The 18,108-nt window shown below is 56.6% G+C and carries 17 protein-coding genes; 11 read left to right on the forward strand and 6 right to left on the reverse strand.

All coding sequences use genetic code 11. The features are described 5' to 3' along the window. Complete coding sequence (locus D9980_RS25900) at window positions 1-879, forward strand: siderophore-interacting protein (RefSeq protein WP_121608841.1); 879 nt, start codon at window positions 1-3, stop codon at window positions 877-879. Window positions 880-1,078: 199 nt separating this feature from the next. On the opposite strand, the gene D9980_RS25905 is transcribed toward D9980_RS25900, so the two are convergent. Next, window positions 1,079-1,252 carry a transcriptional regulator gene (locus D9980_RS25905; RefSeq protein ID WP_121608842.1) on the reverse strand — a complete coding sequence of 58 codons (174 nt, stop codon included), beginning with the start codon at window positions 1,250-1,252 and terminating at the stop codon, window positions 1,079-1,081. A gap of 165 nt (window positions 1,253-1,417) precedes the next feature. On the opposite strand from D9980_RS25905, the gene D9980_RS25910 reads away from it, so the two are divergent. The 3 genes from D9980_RS25910 to hpxK all read left to right on the forward strand — a co-directional run bounded on the left by D9980_RS25910 (window position 1,418) and on the right by hpxK (window position 4,980). Then, window positions 1,418-2,257, forward strand: coding sequence for a MurR/RpiR family transcriptional regulator (locus D9980_RS25910; RefSeq protein WP_121608843.1), 840 nt, complete (start codon window positions 1,418-1,420; stop codon window positions 2,255-2,257). A gap of 219 nt (window positions 2,258-2,476) precedes the next feature. Then, window positions 2,477-3,718, forward strand: a complete 1,242-nt coding sequence (locus tag D9980_RS25915) for an alanine--glyoxylate aminotransferase family protein (RefSeq protein ID WP_121608844.1) — start codon at window positions 2,477-2,479, stop codon at window positions 3,716-3,718. Further along, window positions 3,718-4,980 (forward strand): allantoate amidohydrolase, encoded by a 1,263-nt coding sequence (hpxK, locus tag D9980_RS25920; protein WP_121608845.1) that lies wholly within the window; start codon window positions 3,718-3,720, stop codon window positions 4,978-4,980. Before D9980_RS25915 ends, hpxK begins: the two co-directional genes overlap by 1 nt. A gap of 29 nt (window positions 4,981-5,009) precedes the next feature. On the opposite strand, the gene D9980_RS25925 is transcribed toward hpxK, so the two are convergent. Both D9980_RS25925 and D9980_RS25930 read right to left on the reverse strand, forming a co-directional pair. Further along, the gene (locus D9980_RS25925) at window positions 5,010-5,783 is read right to left on the reverse strand and encodes an amidohydrolase (RefSeq protein ID WP_121608846.1); all 774 of its coding nucleotides are present in this window, start codon (window positions 5,781-5,783) and stop codon (window positions 5,010-5,012) included. Then, complete coding sequence (locus tag D9980_RS25930; protein WP_121608847.1) at window positions 5,771-6,928, reverse strand: pyridoxal phosphate-dependent aminotransferase; 1,158 nt, start codon at window positions 6,926-6,928, stop codon at window positions 5,771-5,773. Before D9980_RS25930 ends, D9980_RS25925 begins: the two co-directional genes overlap by 13 nt. 106 nt (window positions 6,929-7,034) lie before the next feature. On the opposite strand from D9980_RS25930, the gene D9980_RS25935 reads away from it, so the two are divergent. Genes D9980_RS25935 through D9980_RS25945 form a run of 3 tightly spaced genes read left to right on the forward strand, consistent with a single transcriptional unit; the run spans window position 7,035 to window position 8,874 of the window. After that, a complete protein-coding gene (locus D9980_RS25935) occupies window positions 7,035-7,649 on the forward strand; it encodes a methylthioribulose 1-phosphate dehydratase (RefSeq protein ID WP_121608848.1) in 615 nt (204 codons plus the stop codon). After that, window positions 7,646-8,332 (forward strand): acireductone synthase, encoded by a 687-nt coding sequence (mtnC, locus tag D9980_RS25940; RefSeq protein WP_121608849.1) that lies wholly within the window; start codon window positions 7,646-7,648, stop codon window positions 8,330-8,332. Before D9980_RS25935 ends, mtnC begins: the two co-directional genes overlap by 4 nt. Next, the gene (locus D9980_RS25945; RefSeq protein WP_121608850.1) at window positions 8,332-8,874 is read left to right on the forward strand and encodes an acireductone dioxygenase; all 543 of its coding nucleotides are present in this window, start codon (window positions 8,332-8,334) and stop codon (window positions 8,872-8,874) included. The genes mtnC and D9980_RS25945 overlap by 1 nt, the downstream gene beginning before the upstream one ends. 11 nt (window positions 8,875-8,885) lie before the next feature. Here the strand turns inward: D9980_RS25945 and mtnA are convergent, their stop codons facing one another. After that, window positions 8,886-9,914, reverse strand: a complete 1,029-nt coding sequence (gene mtnA / locus D9980_RS25950) for an S-methyl-5-thioribose-1-phosphate isomerase (RefSeq protein ID WP_121608851.1) — start codon at window positions 9,912-9,914, stop codon at window positions 8,886-8,888. Window positions 9,915-10,057: 143 nt separating this feature from the next. Here mtnA and mtnK point away from each other — a divergent pair, with 143 nt between their 5' ends. Next, window positions 10,058-11,257 (forward strand): S-methyl-5-thioribose kinase, encoded by a 1,200-nt coding sequence (gene mtnK / locus D9980_RS25955; RefSeq protein WP_121608852.1) that lies wholly within the window; start codon window positions 10,058-10,060, stop codon window positions 11,255-11,257. Window positions 11,258-11,332: 75 nt separating this feature from the next. Here the strand turns inward: mtnK and fadE are convergent, their stop codons facing one another. Next, window positions 11,333-13,789: an acyl-CoA dehydrogenase FadE gene (fadE, locus tag D9980_RS25960; protein ID WP_024483640.1), complete on the reverse strand. Its 2,457-nt coding sequence runs from the start codon at window positions 13,787-13,789 to the stop codon at window positions 11,333-11,335. Window positions 13,790-14,045: 256 nt separating this feature from the next. Here fadE and lpcA point away from each other — a divergent pair, with 256 nt between their 5' ends. Both lpcA and D9980_RS25970 read left to right on the forward strand, forming a co-directional pair. After that, window positions 14,046-14,627: a D-sedoheptulose 7-phosphate isomerase gene (gene lpcA / locus D9980_RS25965; protein ID WP_121608853.1), complete on the forward strand. Its 582-nt coding sequence runs from the start codon at window positions 14,046-14,048 to the stop codon at window positions 14,625-14,627. Between the two features lie 84 nt (window positions 14,628-14,711). Further along, on the forward strand, window positions 14,712-15,512 hold the full coding sequence (locus D9980_RS25970) for a class II glutamine amidotransferase (RefSeq protein ID WP_024483642.1): 801 nt from the start codon (window positions 14,712-14,714) through the stop codon (window positions 15,510-15,512). On the opposite strand, the gene dpaA is transcribed toward D9980_RS25970, so the two are convergent. Then, window positions 15,450-16,220, reverse strand: coding sequence for a peptidoglycan meso-diaminopimelic acid protein amidase (dpaA, locus tag D9980_RS25975; protein ID WP_024483643.1), 771 nt, complete (start codon window positions 16,218-16,220; stop codon window positions 15,450-15,452). The genes D9980_RS25970 and dpaA overlap by 63 nt on opposite strands. A 536-nt stretch (window positions 16,221-16,756) precedes the next feature. Between dpaA and D9980_RS25980 the strand changes: the two genes are divergently transcribed. Further along, window positions 16,757-18,106, forward strand: coding sequence for a Na(+)-translocating NADH-quinone reductase subunit A (locus tag D9980_RS25980; RefSeq protein WP_121608854.1), 1,350 nt, complete (start codon window positions 16,757-16,759; stop codon window positions 18,104-18,106). Window positions 18,107-18,108: the final 2 nt, after the last annotated feature.

Below are 18,108 nucleotides of genomic sequence, written 5' to 3' on the forward strand. Positions count from 1 at the left end.
ATGTCCGCAAGCTATCGCATCTTTGATCTTACCTTGAAGCACAAGGAAAATGTTTCCCCCTCGCTGCTGCGCTGCGTGTTTACCGGCCCAGAGGTACAGCGCATGAAGCTGGAAGCCCCGGATCAACGGATCAAGCTGTTGTTCCCGGTAGCGGAAGGGCAGAACCCGCAGTTGGCGAATAGCGACGATTGGTACCGTAACTACATGGCGATACCGAAGGAGCAACGGCCCGTGATGCGTACCTACACGTTGCGGGCACTGCGCGCTGCTGAGAATGAAATGGATGTGGAGTTTGTGCTCCATGGCATTAATGGCCCGGCCTCTGCCTGGGCAACGCATACCGTTGCGGGAGATAAACTCCAGGCTGTAGCGCCGAATGCCGATTTTGCAGAGGACAGCGGCGGCTATGAGTGGGCCCCTCCGGTGCAAACCCGGCAGGCGCTGCTGATCGCCGATGAAACGGCACTGCCAGCGGCGATGGGTATCCTCGAGCAGTTGGCGCAGCAGGTAAACCCGCCGCGTGTTCAGGCTTTCTTCGAAGTACCGGTAGCGGGGGACTGCCTCGATATGGCGCACTTTCCGTTTGCCGAGGTTTACTGGTTGCCACGTGACGTTGGGCATCAGCAATTGCATGGCACGCTGCTGGTGGAGGCGGTGCGCCAGAGGGTTAACATCCCGACCTCGGCACGTGCTGAAGCGCAGTCTCTGGCTGAAAACAGCCTCGGCGGGGATTTGCTGTGGGAGCGTGCTGAAGGGGCTAAGACCTTTTACGCCTGGGTGGCTGCTGAGTCTTCGGTGGTTAAAACGTTGCGCCGTTACCTGATTGGCGAACGCGATCTGGACCGTTCCACGGTGAACTTTATGGCGTACTGGTGCTAAGTTTCTGAGCTTACTAAATTGCTGTGTCTAATAGCGCTACAGGTGGAAGTCATGCAGATCACCGACACGCCGTGAACCCGTCCCTGGGGGCTCGAATCGCGCATCCATGCGCTCAACGGTCGGTTAACCTGCATGACTCCCACCTGCTTCAGGCTTAATGTGTCGCGGTTTAAACACCGTTATCTTATAGCCTATGCCATCAAAGCGGGATCTCTGTGTCCTCACCATTCTCCAATTTAGCCAGCCAGTAATCAGCTTCTTCAATTGTCAGAAAGTTACCTTCGGTTTGGTAGGTTTCCCGTGCTTGTAACAGATCCAAATGCAAGCGTTGTCTGGGGTCATCATCAACTTTGATCGGGGTTATCACCGCCATAAGTCGTCCTAAGTCGTGAGAGGCAAATTCATTCCCTACAATAAATCGCTCAAACAGTTGTTGTCTAGTTTTTGAACATGCATGGTCGTTCAAATTTCAACGCTGGCAGCCGCTTTGGCTGCTGTGCTATGTTCCGCTGAAACAAAAGTTACAGCGGGAGTAGCGATGAAACAGATTGATGAACGCCTGCGCAGCGAATACCCGCAATTGGCCCCTCAAGAGCAGCGGGTGGCCGACTTTATCTTCGATCACTTTGACGACCTGATTAGCTATAACAGCACCGAGTTGGCGCGTCTGAGTGGGGTGTCCAAGGCCACGGTCAGCCGTTTGTTCAAACGCCTGGGTTATGCCAGCTATCGCGCAATGCGTGACGAGTTGCGCACCCTACGCCAAAGCGGTATGCCATTGACCGACAGCCGTGACGCGGTGCAGGGCAACACCTTACTAGCCCGCCATTACCAGCAGGAAATGGCCAATCTGACCCACTGGGTGCAGCAGATTGATGCGGCACAGTTTGGCGCGGTGATCGCGGCCATGGGGCAATCCCGGCGGCTGCTGCTGTTGGGAATGCGCAACAGTTATCCCGTCGCGATGCATTTGCGCCAGCAACTGATGCAGGTACGTGAGCAGGTTTTGTTAATACCGCAGCCGGGCCAAACCTTGGCCGAAGATCTGGTGGATCTGGGGCCACAGGACATGGTGGTGGTAGTGGCGTTTCGCCGCCGTCCACGTCTGGTGCGAGAGATATTGCAACAGTTGCAGATCAAGCAGGTGCCAACGTTATTGATCTGCGAACCGCAGGCCCAGGCGTTGATCCCGTTGGCTAGCTGGCATTTGATGACGCCGCTCGATAGCGTCTCGGCGTTTGACAGCTACTCCAGCGCCATGAGCCTGGCGAGCCTGCTGAGCAATGCGTTGCTGCATGACAGGTTGTCGCAAGGGCGGCAACGTATTCATCAGGTCGCCAATTTGTTCAGCGATCTGGAGGAGTTGGAGCAGCGCTGAAGCATGGGTTATCTGAGCGGGCGCAGTATACGGCGCCCCTACATGATTCTTTAGCAGCTGCATGCTGCGCCCGATTGATTCATTAGTTGCAGGTAAATAATTTAAGAATCTTTTGTTTCATACTTTCTCGCTTGGCGATAATCTAGCAATAACAAAAAACCGGCCGGTCGCTGACGTAGCAATCTCCAGGCTAAGTTATTAAGTTGACAAGGAATGAACATGCTAGCTATCAACCAATTCGATCAAATCAATCCTCCGCACCGCCTACTGATGGGCCCAGGGCCGATCAATGCCGATCCGCGCGTGCTGCGTGCCATGTCCAGCCAGTTGATTGGCCAATACGATCCGGCCATGACCGGCTATATGAATCAGGTGATGGAGCTGTATCGCGCTCTGTTCCGCACGCAGAACCGCTGGACAATGCTGATAGACGGGACTTCGCGTGCTGGTATCGAGGCAATGCTGGTCTCTGCGATTCGGCCTGGCGATAAAGTGCTGGTGCCGGTATTTGGCCGTTTTGGCCATCTGTTGTGTGAAATCGCCCGCCGCTGCCGTGCCGAAGTGCACACCATCGAAGCGCCTTGGGGGGAGGTATTCAGTCCCGATCGGATCGAGGATGCGATCAAGAAAGTACGGCCACGCCTATTGCTGACGGTGCAAGGAGATACCTCCACCACCATGCTGCAACCGCTGGCTGAATTGGGGGACATCTGCCGCCGTCACGGCGTCCTGTTCTATACCGATGCTACCGCCTCGTTCGCGGGTAACGAGTTGGAAACCGATGCCTGGGGTTTGGATGCGGTATCCGCTGGGCTGCAAAAATGCCTCGGTGGCCCTTCCGGCAGTTCTCCAATCACCCTTAGCCCGCAGTTTGAAGAGATCGTACGCCGCCGTAAGTGCGTTGAAGAGGGGATCCGTACCGTCGATCACGCAGACGGTGACGACGAGATGATCTACTCCAACTATTTCGATCTCGGCATGATCATGGATTACTGGGGGCCGGAGCGCCTGAACCACCATACGGAAGCCACCAGCATGTTGTTTGCCGCGCGTGAATGCGCCCGGGTGATCCTGGAGGAAGGGCTGGATAAGGCTATTGCCCGTCATAAATTGAATGGTGCGGCGATGTTGGCCGGGATCCAGGGGATGGGGCTGGAGGTCTTCGGTGATATCGCCAACAAGATGAACAACGTGCTGGGCGTGGTGATCCCGCAGGGCATCCATGGCGAGCAGGTACGCCAGATGATGCTCAATGACTTCGCCATCGAAATCGGCACCTCGTTTGGCCCGTTGCAGGGCAAGATCTGGCGCATTGGCACCATGGGGTATAACGCGCGCAAAGACTGCGTGCTGCAAACGTTGGCCGCGCTGGAAGCGGTACTCAACCGTCTCGGTTTTGTTAGCCCGCATGGGGAAGCTATGCAGGCAGCATGGAACGTTTACGACGCCGAGCAGAACTGATGGCAATGTTGCTGACCCCTCTGGAAGCGGAACGAGCCGCGGCCAGAGTGATGGCTCGCTGCGACGAACTGGCGGCAATCAGCAGCACGCCAGGCCAACTGACGCGGGTTTATCTCTCCCCAGAACATTTACGCGCCAACCAGCTGGTAGGGAATTGGATGCGCGAGCTGGGGATGGCGGTCTGGCAAGACGGCGTGGGCAATATCTGCGGGCGTTATGAAGGGCTGCAACCGGCCGCACCGGCGCTGCTGCTGGGCTCTCATCTGGATACGGTGCGCAACGCGGGGCGCTACGATGGCATGTTGGGGGTCTTGACCGCGCTCGAGGTTGTCGCCTTATTGCATAGCCGCAATTGGCGTTTGCCGCAGGCGATCGAGGTGATCGGTTTTGCCGACGAAGAGGGCACGCGTTTTGGCATTACCTTGCTCGGCAGTAAAGGGATCACCGGGCAGTGGGCAGAGGATTGGCTGGCATGTACCGATGCTGAGGGCATCAGCGTGGCTGAGGCTATGCGTGACGTGGGCCTTGATCCTGCGGCGGTGAGTTCTGCCGAGCGTGCACAAGACTCGATCTGCGCCTATCTTGAACTGCATATTGAACAGGGGCCTTGTCTGGAAGCTGCTGGTCTGGCTCTGGGAGTGGTCACGGCGATTAACGGTGCCCGCCGCCTCAATTGCACCTTTACCGGACATGCTGGTCATGCAGGGACCGTGCCGATGGGGCAGCGCCGGGATGCGCTGACTGCGGCCGCTGAATGGATGGTCACGGTTGAGCGGCTCACCATGGAATACGATCCGCATGTGGTCGCCACGGTCGGTCAGATCGAAAGCTTGCCGGGGGCTGTTAATGTGATCCCTGGGCAGGTCAGGTTATCCCTCGACGTTCGTGGCCCGCAAGATGAATTGCTAGACGCGTTACTGGCCGAATTACTGGCACAGGCGCAGAGCATTGGCGCGCGTCGCGGAGTCGGCTTCGACAGCGAGGAGTTCTACCGCATACCGGCCACCGCTTGTGACCCTCAGTGGCAGCAGCGCTGGCATGACGCGGTAATGCAGGTGCAAGAGAATTGCCTAATGCTGCCTAGCGGCGCGGGGCATGATGCCATTGCTATCGCTGCCCGTTGGCCGGTGGGGATGCTGTTTGTCCGTTGCGAGGGCGGTATCAGTCATCATCCCGATGAGGCCGTCACAGCGGGCGACGTGGCGCTAGCGATCCAGGCTTACTGCCGGGTCTTGGATATAACTGACCCCTTGTATGTTTAAAGTGCCTTTAAACATACAAGGGTATCGACTCAATCGCGCAGCTGGAAGCCATCTGCATCACGCCAGGCCGGGAACGCGGCGCGGTAGGTTTGTAGCGTTTCCAGCGAAAGCTCGGCATCCAGCCTCGCCGCCTGGCCCGCTTCTGCGCTGGCCAACCGTTCCCCCTGCGGGCTGATAATCAGGCTGTCACCGCTGTAATTCAGGCCATTACCGTCCTCGCCCACGCGGTTGCACCCCGCCACGTAAATCTGGTTTTCAATCGCCCGTGCCGCCAGCAGCGTTTGCCAATGCATGCTGCGTGCAGCTGGCCAGTTGGCCACATACAGGGCCAGATCGTAATCCTGCTGATAGCGTGACCACACCGGGAAGCGCAGGTCATAACAGATCTGCGGCAGGATACGCCAGCCGCGCCATTCGAAAATGGTGCGCTGTTTCCCAGCCTGATAATGCTGGTGTTCACCGGCCATGCGGAACAGATGGCGTTTATCATAGCCATGCACCTTGCCGCCGGGCTCCACCAGTAGGAAACGGTTAACCGCCCCTTCGGCAGTTTTCAACGCTACGCTGCCACCCACCAAGGCGTTGGTTTTCACCGCCCAGGTATGTAACCAGTCAATCACCTGTTGTTCTGGCAACGCGCTTTCCCCGGCATCCATAGCAAAGCCGGTAGTAAACATTTCCGGCAGTACAATCAGATCGCGGCCGGTAATTGAGGGCAACAAGGCATCGAACTGGCGCAGGTTGGCCTCACCTTGGCGCCAGACCAGCGGTTGCTGCAACAGGGTAATTTTTAGAGTCGACATAGGCGCTCCGCAGCGGCATCCAGCGTGGCATCTTGCTTTGCAAAGCACAGCCGGATCAGTTTATGAGGGAAAGGGTCGGCACAGAAAACGGACAGCGGGATCGCCGCCACGCCAGCGTGCTCGGTCAGCCAATGGCAGAAGGCGACGTCATCCAGATCGGAAATGGCGCTGTAATCGGCCAGTAAGAAGTAAGTGCCTTCACAGGGCAGAATTTCCAGCCTGCTGTTAGCTAGCGCCTGCACAAATCGATCGCGTTTGGCTCGGTAGAACGCGGGTAGCTGCTGCCAGTGTTCTGGCTCATTGCGTAGCATATCGGCCAAGGCTAACTGGGCAGGGGTGTTGACCGAGAACGTCAGATACTGGTGAACCTTGCGCACCTCGGCGCTTAACGCTGCCGGGGCCACGCAATAACCCACTTTCCAGCCGGTCATATGGAAGGTTTTGCCAAACGAGGAAACGGCGATCGCCCGCTGACGCAGTTGCGGATGGGCCAACACGCTGGCGTGACCCCCTTTGGCAAAGCAGATATGCTCGTAAACCTCATCGCTCAGGATATAGATTTCCCGATCGGCGATGGCGGCCCATAGCTGCTGCATATCCTCTGCCGACCAGGCCGTGGCGGAGGGGTTCTGCGGAGTGTTGAGGATCACCAGCCGCGTACGCGGTGAAAGCTGTTCGGCAAACCGTTGCCAATCCACCTTGAAGGCGGGTGGTTGCAGGGCAATGCGCTGCAGAACGCCGCCGGAAAGCTGTACCGCCGGGGCATAGCTGTCGTAGCTTGGGTCGAAGCAAATCACTTCATCGCCGGAGCGAACCAGGGCGCTGATCGCAGCGAACAACGCTTCGGTTGCACCCGCAGTGACGGTCACTTCACTATTGGCATCGGGCTGCCAGCCGTAGAGCTGAGCAGTTTTTTCCGCAATGGCCTCACGCAGCGGCGCTGCGCCCGTCATCGGTGCGTATTGGTTTGCCCCCTGGCTGACGTGCCAGCTCAGGCGCTGTTTTAAATACTCCGGGCCATCAAAATCCGGGAAGCCCTGCGACAGGTTGATCGCCTGATGCTGCTGCGCCAGAGCGCTCATCTGGGTAAAAATGGTGGTGCCGAGGTCGGGTAACTTGCTGGCTGGGACAGGTGCGGTACTCATATCCGGCTATTTCTCCTGGCGCGTATGTTGCGAATAATATAGCACGATGTTAATGTTTAGCAATCAAGACGTTTAGACGTCCGTATCCATCAGGAAACAAGACGGAATGACAGTAAACCCGCAACTACCAGCCCTATTGGCCGCCTGCCACTGGATCGGTGAAAAAGGCTGGTGCCCGGCGACCGGCGGCAATATGTCGCTGCGCCTTGATACCCAACATTGCCTGGTGACCGAGTCCGGCAAAGACAAGGGTAGCCTGAGTGAACAGGATTTATTGCTGGTGGAAACGGCAAACAACCATGTCCCCAGCAGCCGTACGCCTTCGGCGGAAACCGGCCTGCACACGCTGATCTACCGCCTTTATCCCACCGTCGGTGCCATCCTGCATACCCATTCGGTCAATGCCACGGTGCTTTCCCGCGTGGAGAAAAGTGAAGCGCTGGTGCTGCAAGGGTATGAAATGCAGAAATCCCTCAGCGGGCAGAAGAGCCACCTCGACAGCGTCAGCATCCCCATTTTTGATAACGACCAGGATATTCCGGCGCTGGCTGCGCGTGTGGCCGCATTTGCCGAGGTAACGCCCTTGCAGTACGGTTTTCTGGTGCGCGGCCACGGCTTGTATTGCTGGGGCAAACAGGTGGAGGAAGCGCGCCGCCATCTTGAAGGGCTGGAATTCCTGTTCCAGTGCGAACTGCAACGCCGTTTACTGGAGGCCAAATGATCCGCGCCATCGTCACCGATATTGAAGGCACCACCAGCGATATCCGCTTTGTGCATCAGGTGCTGTTCCCCTATGCCCGTGAGCGGCTGGGGGAGTTTATCCGCCGCCATGCCAACGACGCCGAAGTTGCGGCTCCGCTGGCGGCATTGCGTGCAGAGATCGCGCAGCCGGACGCCGATAATGAGCTGCTTATTACCACCCTTTATCGCTTTATGGATGAAGATCGCAAATCGACCGCGTTGAAGGCTTTGCAGGGCATTATCTGGCGCAGCGGCTATCAAAACGGCGATTTTCAGGGGCATATCTATCCGGAGGTGGCCGAACAGCTGGCCGCTTGGCAGCAGCAAGGATTGAAACTGTTCGTCTATTCCTCCGGCTCGGTTGAAGCGCAAAAGCTGCTGTTTGGTTACAGCGATGCGGGAGATCTACAACCGCTGTTCAGTGGTTACTTTGATACGCAAGTAGGGGCCAAGCGTGAAAGCGCGTCATACCACAATATCGCCCAAGCCATCGGTCTGGCGCCAACTGAGCTGCTGTTCCTTTCCGATATCCATCAGGAGTTGGACGCGGCTCGGCTAGCGGGCTGGCATACCTGCCAACTGAGCCGTGATGCCGCCGATCCGCAAAGCCAGCACCGGCAGGTTAACCGTTTTGATCACATCCAATTAGGGGAGTTTGTCTAATGAGTGGATTGACCATTTTTAGCGATAAAGAGCCGCAGCAGCCGTTATGGCAGAGCCAGGATGCGCAGGCTATCCAGCAGCAGTTGGCGCAGATTGGCGTACGTTTTGAGCGTTGGCAGGCCGATCGCGAGTTGGGCGAGAGCCCGCAGCCAGAAGCGGTGATTGCCGCCTATCAGCATGAGATCGACCGGCTGGTGGCGGAAAAGGGCTACCAGAGCTGGGATGTGATCAGCATGCGTCCGGACAACGCCCAGCGTGAAGTGCTGCGGGAAAAATTCCTGGCCGAGCATACTCATGGCGAGGATGAGGTGCGCTTCTTTGTCGAAGGGGCGGGGCTGTTTTGCCTGCATCTGGAAGGCAAAATCTTCCAAATCCTGTGCGAGAAAAACGATCTGATCTCGGTGCCAGCCAATACTCGCCACTGGTTTGATATGGGCTCGGCCCCCAACTTCACCGCCATCCGCGTCTTTGATAATCCGGAAGGTTGGGTGGCCCATTTCACCGGCGACCAGATTGCCGGGGCATATCCAAAGCTAGATTGAAGGGCAAAAAGTTATGCCAATGCGCGCTGGAAAATGCCGTCTGCAACCTGTTCTGGCGTAATGACACCGCTATCCAACACCCAGCCGCTGATTAATGCTGCTGGAGTGACATCGAATGCCGGGTTATAGGTTGGCGCATTGAGCGGTGCCCACTGGCAGGAACCAAAGCTACCGCTGACCCCTGTCACTTCCTCTGCCGCGCGCTGTTCGATAGGAATGGCCGCGCCGTCCGGGCAATGAGGATCGTGCGTGGTGTGTGGGGCGGCCACGTAAAACGGAATACGGTGGTAATGAGACAGTACCGCCAGGCTGTAAGTGCCGATTTTATTAGCCACGTCACCGTTGGCCGCAATGCGGTCTGCGCCTACCCAGACGGCATCAACCTGGCCCGTAGCCATCAGGCTGGCGGCCATGGAATCGCAGATCAAGCGGTAAGGAATGCCCAGCTCTCCCAACTCCCAGGCGGTAAGGCGGCCCCCTTGCAGCAACGGACGAGTTTCATCGACCCAAACCTGGGCGATCTTGCCTTGCTGGTGCGCTCGCAATAGAACGCCAATCGCCGTACCCACGCCCGCCGTCGCCAGTCCCCCGGTGTTGCAATGGGTGAGCAGGCGACTGCCCGGTTTCACCCACTCGGCCCCGTTATCGGCGATGCGATCGCACAGGGTCCGATCTTCCTCTACCAGGCGCAGCGCTTCCTCGGCCATCGCGCTCACCCAATCCGGCTGTGCCAAAGCCTGTTTCATACGATCCAGATTGTTCATCAGGTTCACCGCGGTCGGGCGTGAGGCGCGTAGCGTCTGCAATGCCTGCTCCAGCTCAGCCTGCGACAGACCACGTTCGGCCAACAGAGCGAGCAGCAGGCTGGCAGATAGCCCGATCAACGGTGCGCCACGCACCCGCAGGGCACGGATATGCCCAACCAACTCGTCCACGCTGTCGCAGGGCAGCCAGCATTTTTCCTGCGGCAAAGCTTGCTGGTCAAGGATCTGGAGGCGGTTGTCTTGCAGGCTCAGGCTGGTGGTGTTAAGTGCTTGCATCAGTGGTTAAATCCTTGTGTGTTTCTTATTGCATCTGTGAACCCATTCTGCCAACATGACATCCGGATGTATAGACGTCCAAACGCTTTTGCGGCTAAAAATAAAAAAATCATCGCTATGGGAAAGAACAGAGGGGTTGGGGGATGTCACAATATCGTACGTTTACTGCTGCCGATGCCGTTGAATACGCGCGTCAATATGGGCAACTGGCCGATCCACAGGCGCTGGTAAGTGCCGACGAGATCGGCGATGGCAATCTGAACCTGGTCTTTAAAATCCGTGATGCTGACGGCATCAGCCGGGTGATCGTCAAGCAGGCTCTGCCGTACGTACGTTGCGTGGGGGAATCCTGGCCGTTGACGCTGGATCGGGCGCGTATCGAAGCGGAAACGCTGCTGATCCACGGGGCGCTGTGCCCACGTCACACGGTGCAGGTGCTGCATCACGATCCTGAGCTGGCGGTGATGGTGCAGGAAGATCTCTCTGACCATCACATCTGGCGCAGTGAGCTGGTGAAGGGGCGTTACTATCCGCTGGCCGCCGGGCAACTGGCGGAATACCTGGCGCAAACTCTGTTCCACACCTCTGATTTTTACCAGACCGCACAGCTGAAAAAGGCCGAAGTCAGCCGTTTCACCAACCCGGAGCTGTGCCAGATCACCGAAGATCTGTTCTTTAGCGATCCCTATCAGGATCATGAGCGTAATCAGTTTGACGAGGCGCTGTTGCCGCAAGTGCTGGCACTGCGTGATGACGCGGCGCTGAAGTTGGCGGTAGCCGGGCTGAAGCATCGCTTCCTGAGCAAGGCCGAAGCGCTGCTGCACGGTGATATTCATAGCGGTTCGATCTTTGTCGCGGAAGGTAAGCTGAAGGCGATCGACGCCGAGTTTGGCTTCTACGGGCCGATCGGCTTTGATATTGGCACTGCGCTGGGTAATCTGCTGCTGAACTATTGCGGTTTGCCTGGCTTGTTCGGCCCGCGTGATGCGGCGGCGGGGCGCGAGCAGCGATTGCAGGATGTGCGTGAACTGTGGCTGATCTTTGCCGATCGCTTTCTGGCGTTGTGCCATCAACATAGCCGTGACGCAACGCTGGCGCTGCCGGGCTATGCCGAGCAGTTCTTGCAACAGGTATGGACAGATGCGGTGGGTTACTGCGGTACGGAGCTGATACGCCGCACTATCGGGCTGGCGCACGTGGCCGATCTGGACAGCATCACCGATGCGGAAATGCGTGCCGAATGTCAGTGTAACACCCTCAATTTGGGCCGTGCGCTGATCGTCAATGCGCCGCACATAGAACATATCGATGCCTTGCTGGCGCGTATCCGCCAACATGGCTGAGCCAATCTGAATCTGCAATGAAAAAGGGGCGATCCGTTATGGTATCGCCCCTTTGGCATTTACGGCCGGTGACCGTTATGCGGCTTCAGTCTGCTGCTGGCGTTTTTCCAGCTTTACTGGCTTTACCGGCTGCTGCGCCGCCAGCGCGTCTGGTGCAAAGTCATCAACGTTGATTGAACGCAGACGGCTCTCTTCCGCTTTCACCAGGATCTTGGCTTCGTCGGCACTGATTTTGCCTTCATCCAATGCACGCTGTGCCAGACGATCCAGACGGGTGAACGGCAGGTTCTTACCGGCTTGTTTGCACAGGCGCTGGTGAATAGGTTCTGCGGCAATCACGTCCAGCAACGCGGCTTCCAGCAGGCCAACCGGGTTGTGCTCGCTTGGCGTCAGGTATTGGCCACGGCCAAGGCGGCTACGGGTGGCTGAAGGCTGTTGGATAATCTTCGCCAACTGGTGGTCCAGCTTATCGGAAGGTGCGGTATGCACACGGCCGAATGGGAACACCACCAGGCGCATCACCCCGGCGATAAAGCGGTTCGGGAAGTTGCGCAGCAAGTCGTCCAGCGCTTGCTCCGCCTGGTTCAGGCTGTCTTGCACGCCCCAGTGAACCAATGGCAGATCTTCTTTCTGACGGCCTTCATCTTCAAAGCGTTTCAGCGTGGCCGAGGCCAGGTACATTTGGCTCAGCACGTCACCCAAGCGGGCAGAGATACGCTCGCGGCGCTTCAGGCTGCCGCCCAGCACGCCCATGGAAACGTCAGACAGCAACGCCAGGTTGGCGCTCAGACGGTTGAGCTGCTGATAGTAGCGGCGTGTAGCGTCTTTGGTTGGCGTGCTGCTGGTGCGGCCATTGGTCAGGCCAAGCCACAGGCTGCGCATTTTGCTGCTGCCAACGTGTCCGAGGTGGCCAAACAGCGCCTGGTCGAAGCTGTGCAGATCGTTGTTCTGCGCGGCGGCCATTTCGGTCAGCACATAAGGATGGCAGCGGATCGCTCCCTGGCCGAAGATCATCATGGTACGGGTCAGGATATTGGCACCTTCTACCGTGATGGCGATTGGCGCGCCCTGGTAGGCACGGGCCAGGAAGTTGGCTTCACCCAGCATGATGCCTTTACCACCGGTGATATCCATCGCATCAATGATGGCCTGTTGGCCACGGTGGGTACAATGGTATTTCACGATGGCAGACAGTACCGCAGGTTTTTCGCCCTGCATCAACGCATAGGTGATCAGCGAGGCGGCGGCATCCATCACGTAGGTGTTACCGGCAATACGTGCCAGCGGCTCTTCAATCCCTTCCATCTTACCGATAGAGATTTTGAACTGGCGGCGAATATGGGCGTAAGCGCCGGTCGCCAAAGCCACCGATTTCAGACTGCCAGTGGAGTTGGACGGCAGAGTGATACCACGGCCAACCGACAGGCATTCAACCAGCATCCGCCAACCCTGACCTGCCATTTTTGGCCCGCCAATGATGTAATCGATCGGAACGAACACGTCGTTGCCGCGGGTTGGGCCATTCTGGAACGGCACGTTGAGCGGGAAGTGACGGTTGCCGATCTCTACCCCTGGGGTGTTGGTTGGGATCAACGCACAGGTGATGCCGGGGGATTCGTTATCGCTCAGCAGGCGGCTTGGGTCATGCAGCTTGAAGGCTAGCCCCAGTACGGTGGCAATCGGTGCCAGAGTGATATAGCGCTTGTTCCAGGTCAGGCGCATACCCAGCACCTGTTTGCCTTGCCATTCGCCCATGCACACGGTGCCTACGTCCGGGATGGCCCCGGCGTCGGAACCCGCTTCTGGGCTGGTCAGTGCGAAGCAAGGAATTTCATCACCGCGCGCCAGGCCTGGCAGGTAGTGATCTTTCTGTTCTTCAGTGCCGTAATGTTGCAGCAACTCGCCTGGGCCGAGGGAGTTAGGCACGCCGACGGTGATCGCCAGAATACCTGAGACACCCGCCAGTTTTTGCAGGACGCGGGCCTGAGCATAAGGGGAGAATTCCAGCCCGCCGTACTCTTTCTTGATGATCATCGCGAAGAAGCGGTGCTCTTTCAGATAGGCCCACAGCTCTGGCGGCAGATCGGCCAGTTCGTGGGTGATCTCGAAGTCATTGGCCATGCGACAGGCTTCTTCCACCGGGCCGTCGATAAAGGCTTGCTCTTCCTCTGTCAGCTTAGGCTGCGGATAGTTGTGCAGCTTGTTCCAATCCGGTTGGCCGCGGAACAGATCGCCTTCCCACCAGGTGGTCCCGGCGTCGATGGCTTCTTTTTCCGTGGTGGACATTGGCGGCATCACTTTGCGGAAGGCGCGCAGTGCGGGGGCAGAAAGCAGCGAGCGGCGCAGCGAAACGATGTTCAGCGGCAACAGCACGATTGCCAGCGGTACCAGCATCCAGTAGGTCCAAAGGCCAATAGCACCCATGGCCGCCGTAAAGGCCAACAGCAGCAGACTGCTGAGAGCCAGGTTCACTCGGTGATAAAACACCACACCAATGAGTGCGAGTAAAACAACGATACTAAGAACCATCATAAGAAGCTCCGAAGTAGTAAGAGGTCTGACCTGTTGTGTATATCTAATGGTTTTAGTCCATACCCATTTTTTTATCAATGTATTTACACTTTAATTACAACTTAAGTCACAAACTGACAGCATCAATTGTCAAAAAATCGCCGGGTCGCTTCACACTAGCGCTGTTTGCGTCGCAACGCTTCTAGGTTTTTCTGCAATCCGTTACACTGCGAGACGAAAGATTGACGATGCCACCGCACAACAAGAGGCGATCTCTATGTACCACGATTTAATTCGCAGTGAACTGAATGAAGCGGCTGATACTCTGGCTAAATTCCTTAGCGATGACGCCAACATTGACACCATCCAACGCGCGGCAGTACTGCTGGCGGATTCCTTTAAAGCCGGCGGGAAAGTGCTCTCCTGCGGTAACGGTGGTTCGCATTGTGATGCGATGCACTTCGCAGAAGAGTTGACTGGCCGCTACCGTGAGAATCGCCCAGGCTATCCGGCCATCGCGATTTCTGACGTTAGCCACCTGTCTTGCGTCAGCAACGATTTTGGCTATGAATACGTGTTTTCCCGCTATGTGGAATCCGTAGGCCGTGAAGGCGACGTGCTGTTGGGGATCTCCACCTCCGGCAACTCTGGCAACATCATCAAAGCGATTGAAGCCGCCCGCGCCAAGGGGATGAAAGTGATCACCCTGACCGGTAAAGACGGTGGCAAAATGGTCGGTAGCGCCGATGTGGAAATCCGTGTGCCGCACTTTGGCTACGCCGACCGTATCCAGGAAATCCATATCAAAGCGATCCACATCTTGATCATGTTGATCGAAAAAGAGATGGTTAAAGCTTAACGGCGAGATCAGCATTAAATATAGGGCGTGGCATCAAGCTGCGCCCTTATACCAATGTCAGTAGTCCTCAAGGGGTGGCAATCGATGTGTGAACTGCTCGGGATGAGCGCCAACGTACCAACCGACATCTGCTTTAGCTTTACCGGGCTGGTACAGCGCGGTGGCCGAACCGGGCCACATAAAGATGGCTGGGGCATTACCTTCTATGAAGGCAACGGTTGTCGCACATTCAAGGATCCCCAACCCAGCTTTAATTCACCTATTGCCCGTCTGGTGCAGGAATACCCGATCAAGTCCTGTGCCGTGGTCTCCCACATCCGCCAGGCTAATCGCGGTGAGGTGGCGCTGGAAAATACCCATCCCTTTACCCGTGAGCTGTGGGGTCGCAACTGGACTTACGCTCACAATGGGCAACTGAAAGGCTATCGCCAACTGGCGACCGGCAATTTCCGCCCGGTAGGGCAGACCGACAGTGAATATGCCTTCTGCTGGCTGTTACACCAGTTGGCGCTGAAATATCCGCGCACTCCCAGCAACTGGCCAGCCGTGTTTCGCTATATCGCGTTATTGGCCGATCGGCTCAGAGAGAAAGGGGTGTTCAACATGCTGTTGTCAGATGGGCGCTTTGTAATGGCCTATTGCTCCACCAACCTTTACTGGATCACTCGGCGAGCACCGTTTGGCAAAGCCACCTTGCTCGATCAGGATGTAGAGATTGATTTTCAGCGGCAGACCACGCCGGATGACGTGGTCACGGTCATTGCGACCCAACCGCTGACGGGCAACGAAACCTGGCACAAGATTGCACCAGGCGAGTTTGCGTTATTTCACTACGGTGAGCGGCTGGCTGCGGGCGAACGGGTTGTTGCTGGTCTCAATCGTTGAGGCATATTGCGTTGGCTGGCCGCTGCCAATCACCGGCTGTGCCAACACATATTGGCCGTTGGTCACGCTAACCAGCGGTGGCTGACGGTTTTTGACGAAGTAGTCATAACCCGGTTTTAACTGACGCCAGAAGCTGATGTAGGTTGATGAGCGGTGGCGTTGCAGGTTCTGTTCGGTCATGCGGAACGGATAAATGCTGATGTCCACCCGGCTTTGCCCATGGGCAAAAGCCGCTTCAACGTAACGATAGATATCGTCCATATAAGCGTTGGTCATCGCGTAGCAACCAATCGATTTGCATTCCCCGTGGATCATCAGATAGGCACCGGAATATCCCTGCGCTTTATCGTAATCATTAGGGAAACCGATATTGATGGCGCGATAATATTTGCTGTCTGGCTTCAGATGGCGGGTATCGACGCTATAAAAACCTTCCGGGCTTTTAAAATCCCCTTCACGGCGCTTCGGGCCAAGCCCACCGGAGAAGTTACAGATAGAGAAGCTATTCACCAGACGGAATTCGTTGCCCATCTTGGCGTACAACTCCAGCTTGCGCTCTTCTTTGAATATCTGGATATAGACCGGTGAACCTAATAACTGCTGTGCAACCAAAGGGGCCTGGGGAGCCGGGGCTGGCTCACTGGCGCTGCACGCCGTGATCAGCGGCGTACAAAATAGCATCGCAAACAACAGCGCGATTTTGCTCATTCTTAATTATTCCTGCTTATTTATTTTTAGAACGCAGCCAGCGTGCCACTGACGGAGTTTGTGTATTTAACCCCGTCAGATTACCAGCGTGTTGTTTTTTAGCAATATGCGAAGTGTATAAAAAAACTACAATCCTCGGTAAAAGTGAAATGAACCCACGTTTTTAACGAGTAGTGTCAAGAGATAACAGGTGTTTAATTGCATTTCCTCGACTCAGGTCACTAGATAGCACGGAAAAATTCTGTCGAAAATGTTAATATCTTGCCCATGCTGCATCGTTATTAATCGGTAATCAGTACAGGGATATTGTGTGAAATAGCAACAATTCCGCCATCGTTGATAGCAATGTTTTAACATTCTGCAGTATTGGTTTAATCATTGGCCTGGGTGTCGGAGGTCAGTGTGAATATTCAAGTTGGGCATGAGGTCATCGTGTTCATCCGGAGGGGGCTAGGGCCACCTCATCATCCTGCATGCTTTGTGCCTACCTCTGGGTTGGTTAGGCGTGTGAAAATTCAAAACATCGTATAAATCCTATGATCAAAATAAAAAAAGGGTTAGATCTGCCAATCGCTGGGGCGCCTTCGCAGGTGATCCAGGATGGCCCAGCGGTCACACAAGTGGCGCTGCTCGGCCAGGAATATGTTGGTATGCGTCCCTCCATGTTGGTACAGGTTGGCGATCGAGTTAAGAAAGGCCAGGCGCTGTTTGAAGATAAGAAGATCCCTGGGGTTTTCTTTACGGCACCGGCCAGCGGGCAGATCGCCGCTATCAATCGCGGCGAACGCCGCATGCTGCAATCGGTGGTGATTGACATCGAAAACGACGGCGAAGAGCAGGTGGAACTGGCCTATTATCAGCAGGCCGATTTGCCGATGCTGGAGCGCCAACAGATTGAAAGCGATCTGATCGCCAGCGGTTTGTGGACCGCACTGCGTACTCGCCCATTTAGCAAAACTCCCCTTCCAGGTACCTCACCGCGCGCTATTTTCGTCAGCGCTATCGATACCCAGCCGCTGGCAGCGGATCCGTTGGTGATTATCAACGAGCAATTGGCGGCATTTAATGCCGGGCTGACGGTATTGGCACGCCTGACAGACGGCAAAGTACACGTCTGCCATGCAGCGGGTACGCGGTTGGATACGGCTGCTGGGGCGCAGATTGATTACAGCGAGTTTGCTGGCCCGCACCCTGCGGGGCTGGTGGGCACGCATATTCACTTCCTGGAGCCGGTCAGCCTGAAGAAGACCGTTTGGCATATCGGTTATCAGGACGTGATCGCCATCGGCACCCTGTTTACTACCGGCAAGCTGGATACCCAGCGCGTGGTCGCCCTGGCGGGGCCACAGGTGGAACAGCCCGTGCTGCTGCGTACTCGTTTAGGGGCCAGCCTGGATCAACTGACTGCGGGCCGTCTGAAGGCCGGTGAAAACCGGGTGATTTCCGGCTCGGTGCTGAGTGGCTTCCATGCCAGCGGCCCGAGTGCCTGGCTTGGCCGTTTCCACAACCAGGTTTCGGTGTTGCTGGAAGGCCGGGAGAAAGAGCTGTTCGGCTGGATTGCTCCGGCATCGGACAAGTTCTCCATCACCCGCACCACGCTGGGCCATTTCCTCAAGCACAAGCTGTTCGCTTTCTCCACCACCACCAACGGCGGTGAGCGTTCGATGGTGCCGATCGGCAATTACGAGCGGGTGATGCCGCTGGATATTCTGCCGACCCATCTGCTGCGCGATCTGCTGGCGGGCGATACGGACAGTGCCCAGGCACTGGGCTGTCTGGAGCTGGATGAAGAAGATCTGGCGTTGTGTACCTTCGTTTGCCCCGGCAAGTATGAATATGGCCCGGTGCTGCGCGAAGTGCTGACCAAGATTGAGCAGGAAGGATAACC

The sequence above is a fragment of the Serratia sp. 3ACOL1 genome (genome assembly GCF_003668775.1).
GTDB classification, from domain to species: Bacteria; Pseudomonadota; Gammaproteobacteria; order Enterobacterales; family Enterobacteriaceae; genus Chania; species Chania fonticola.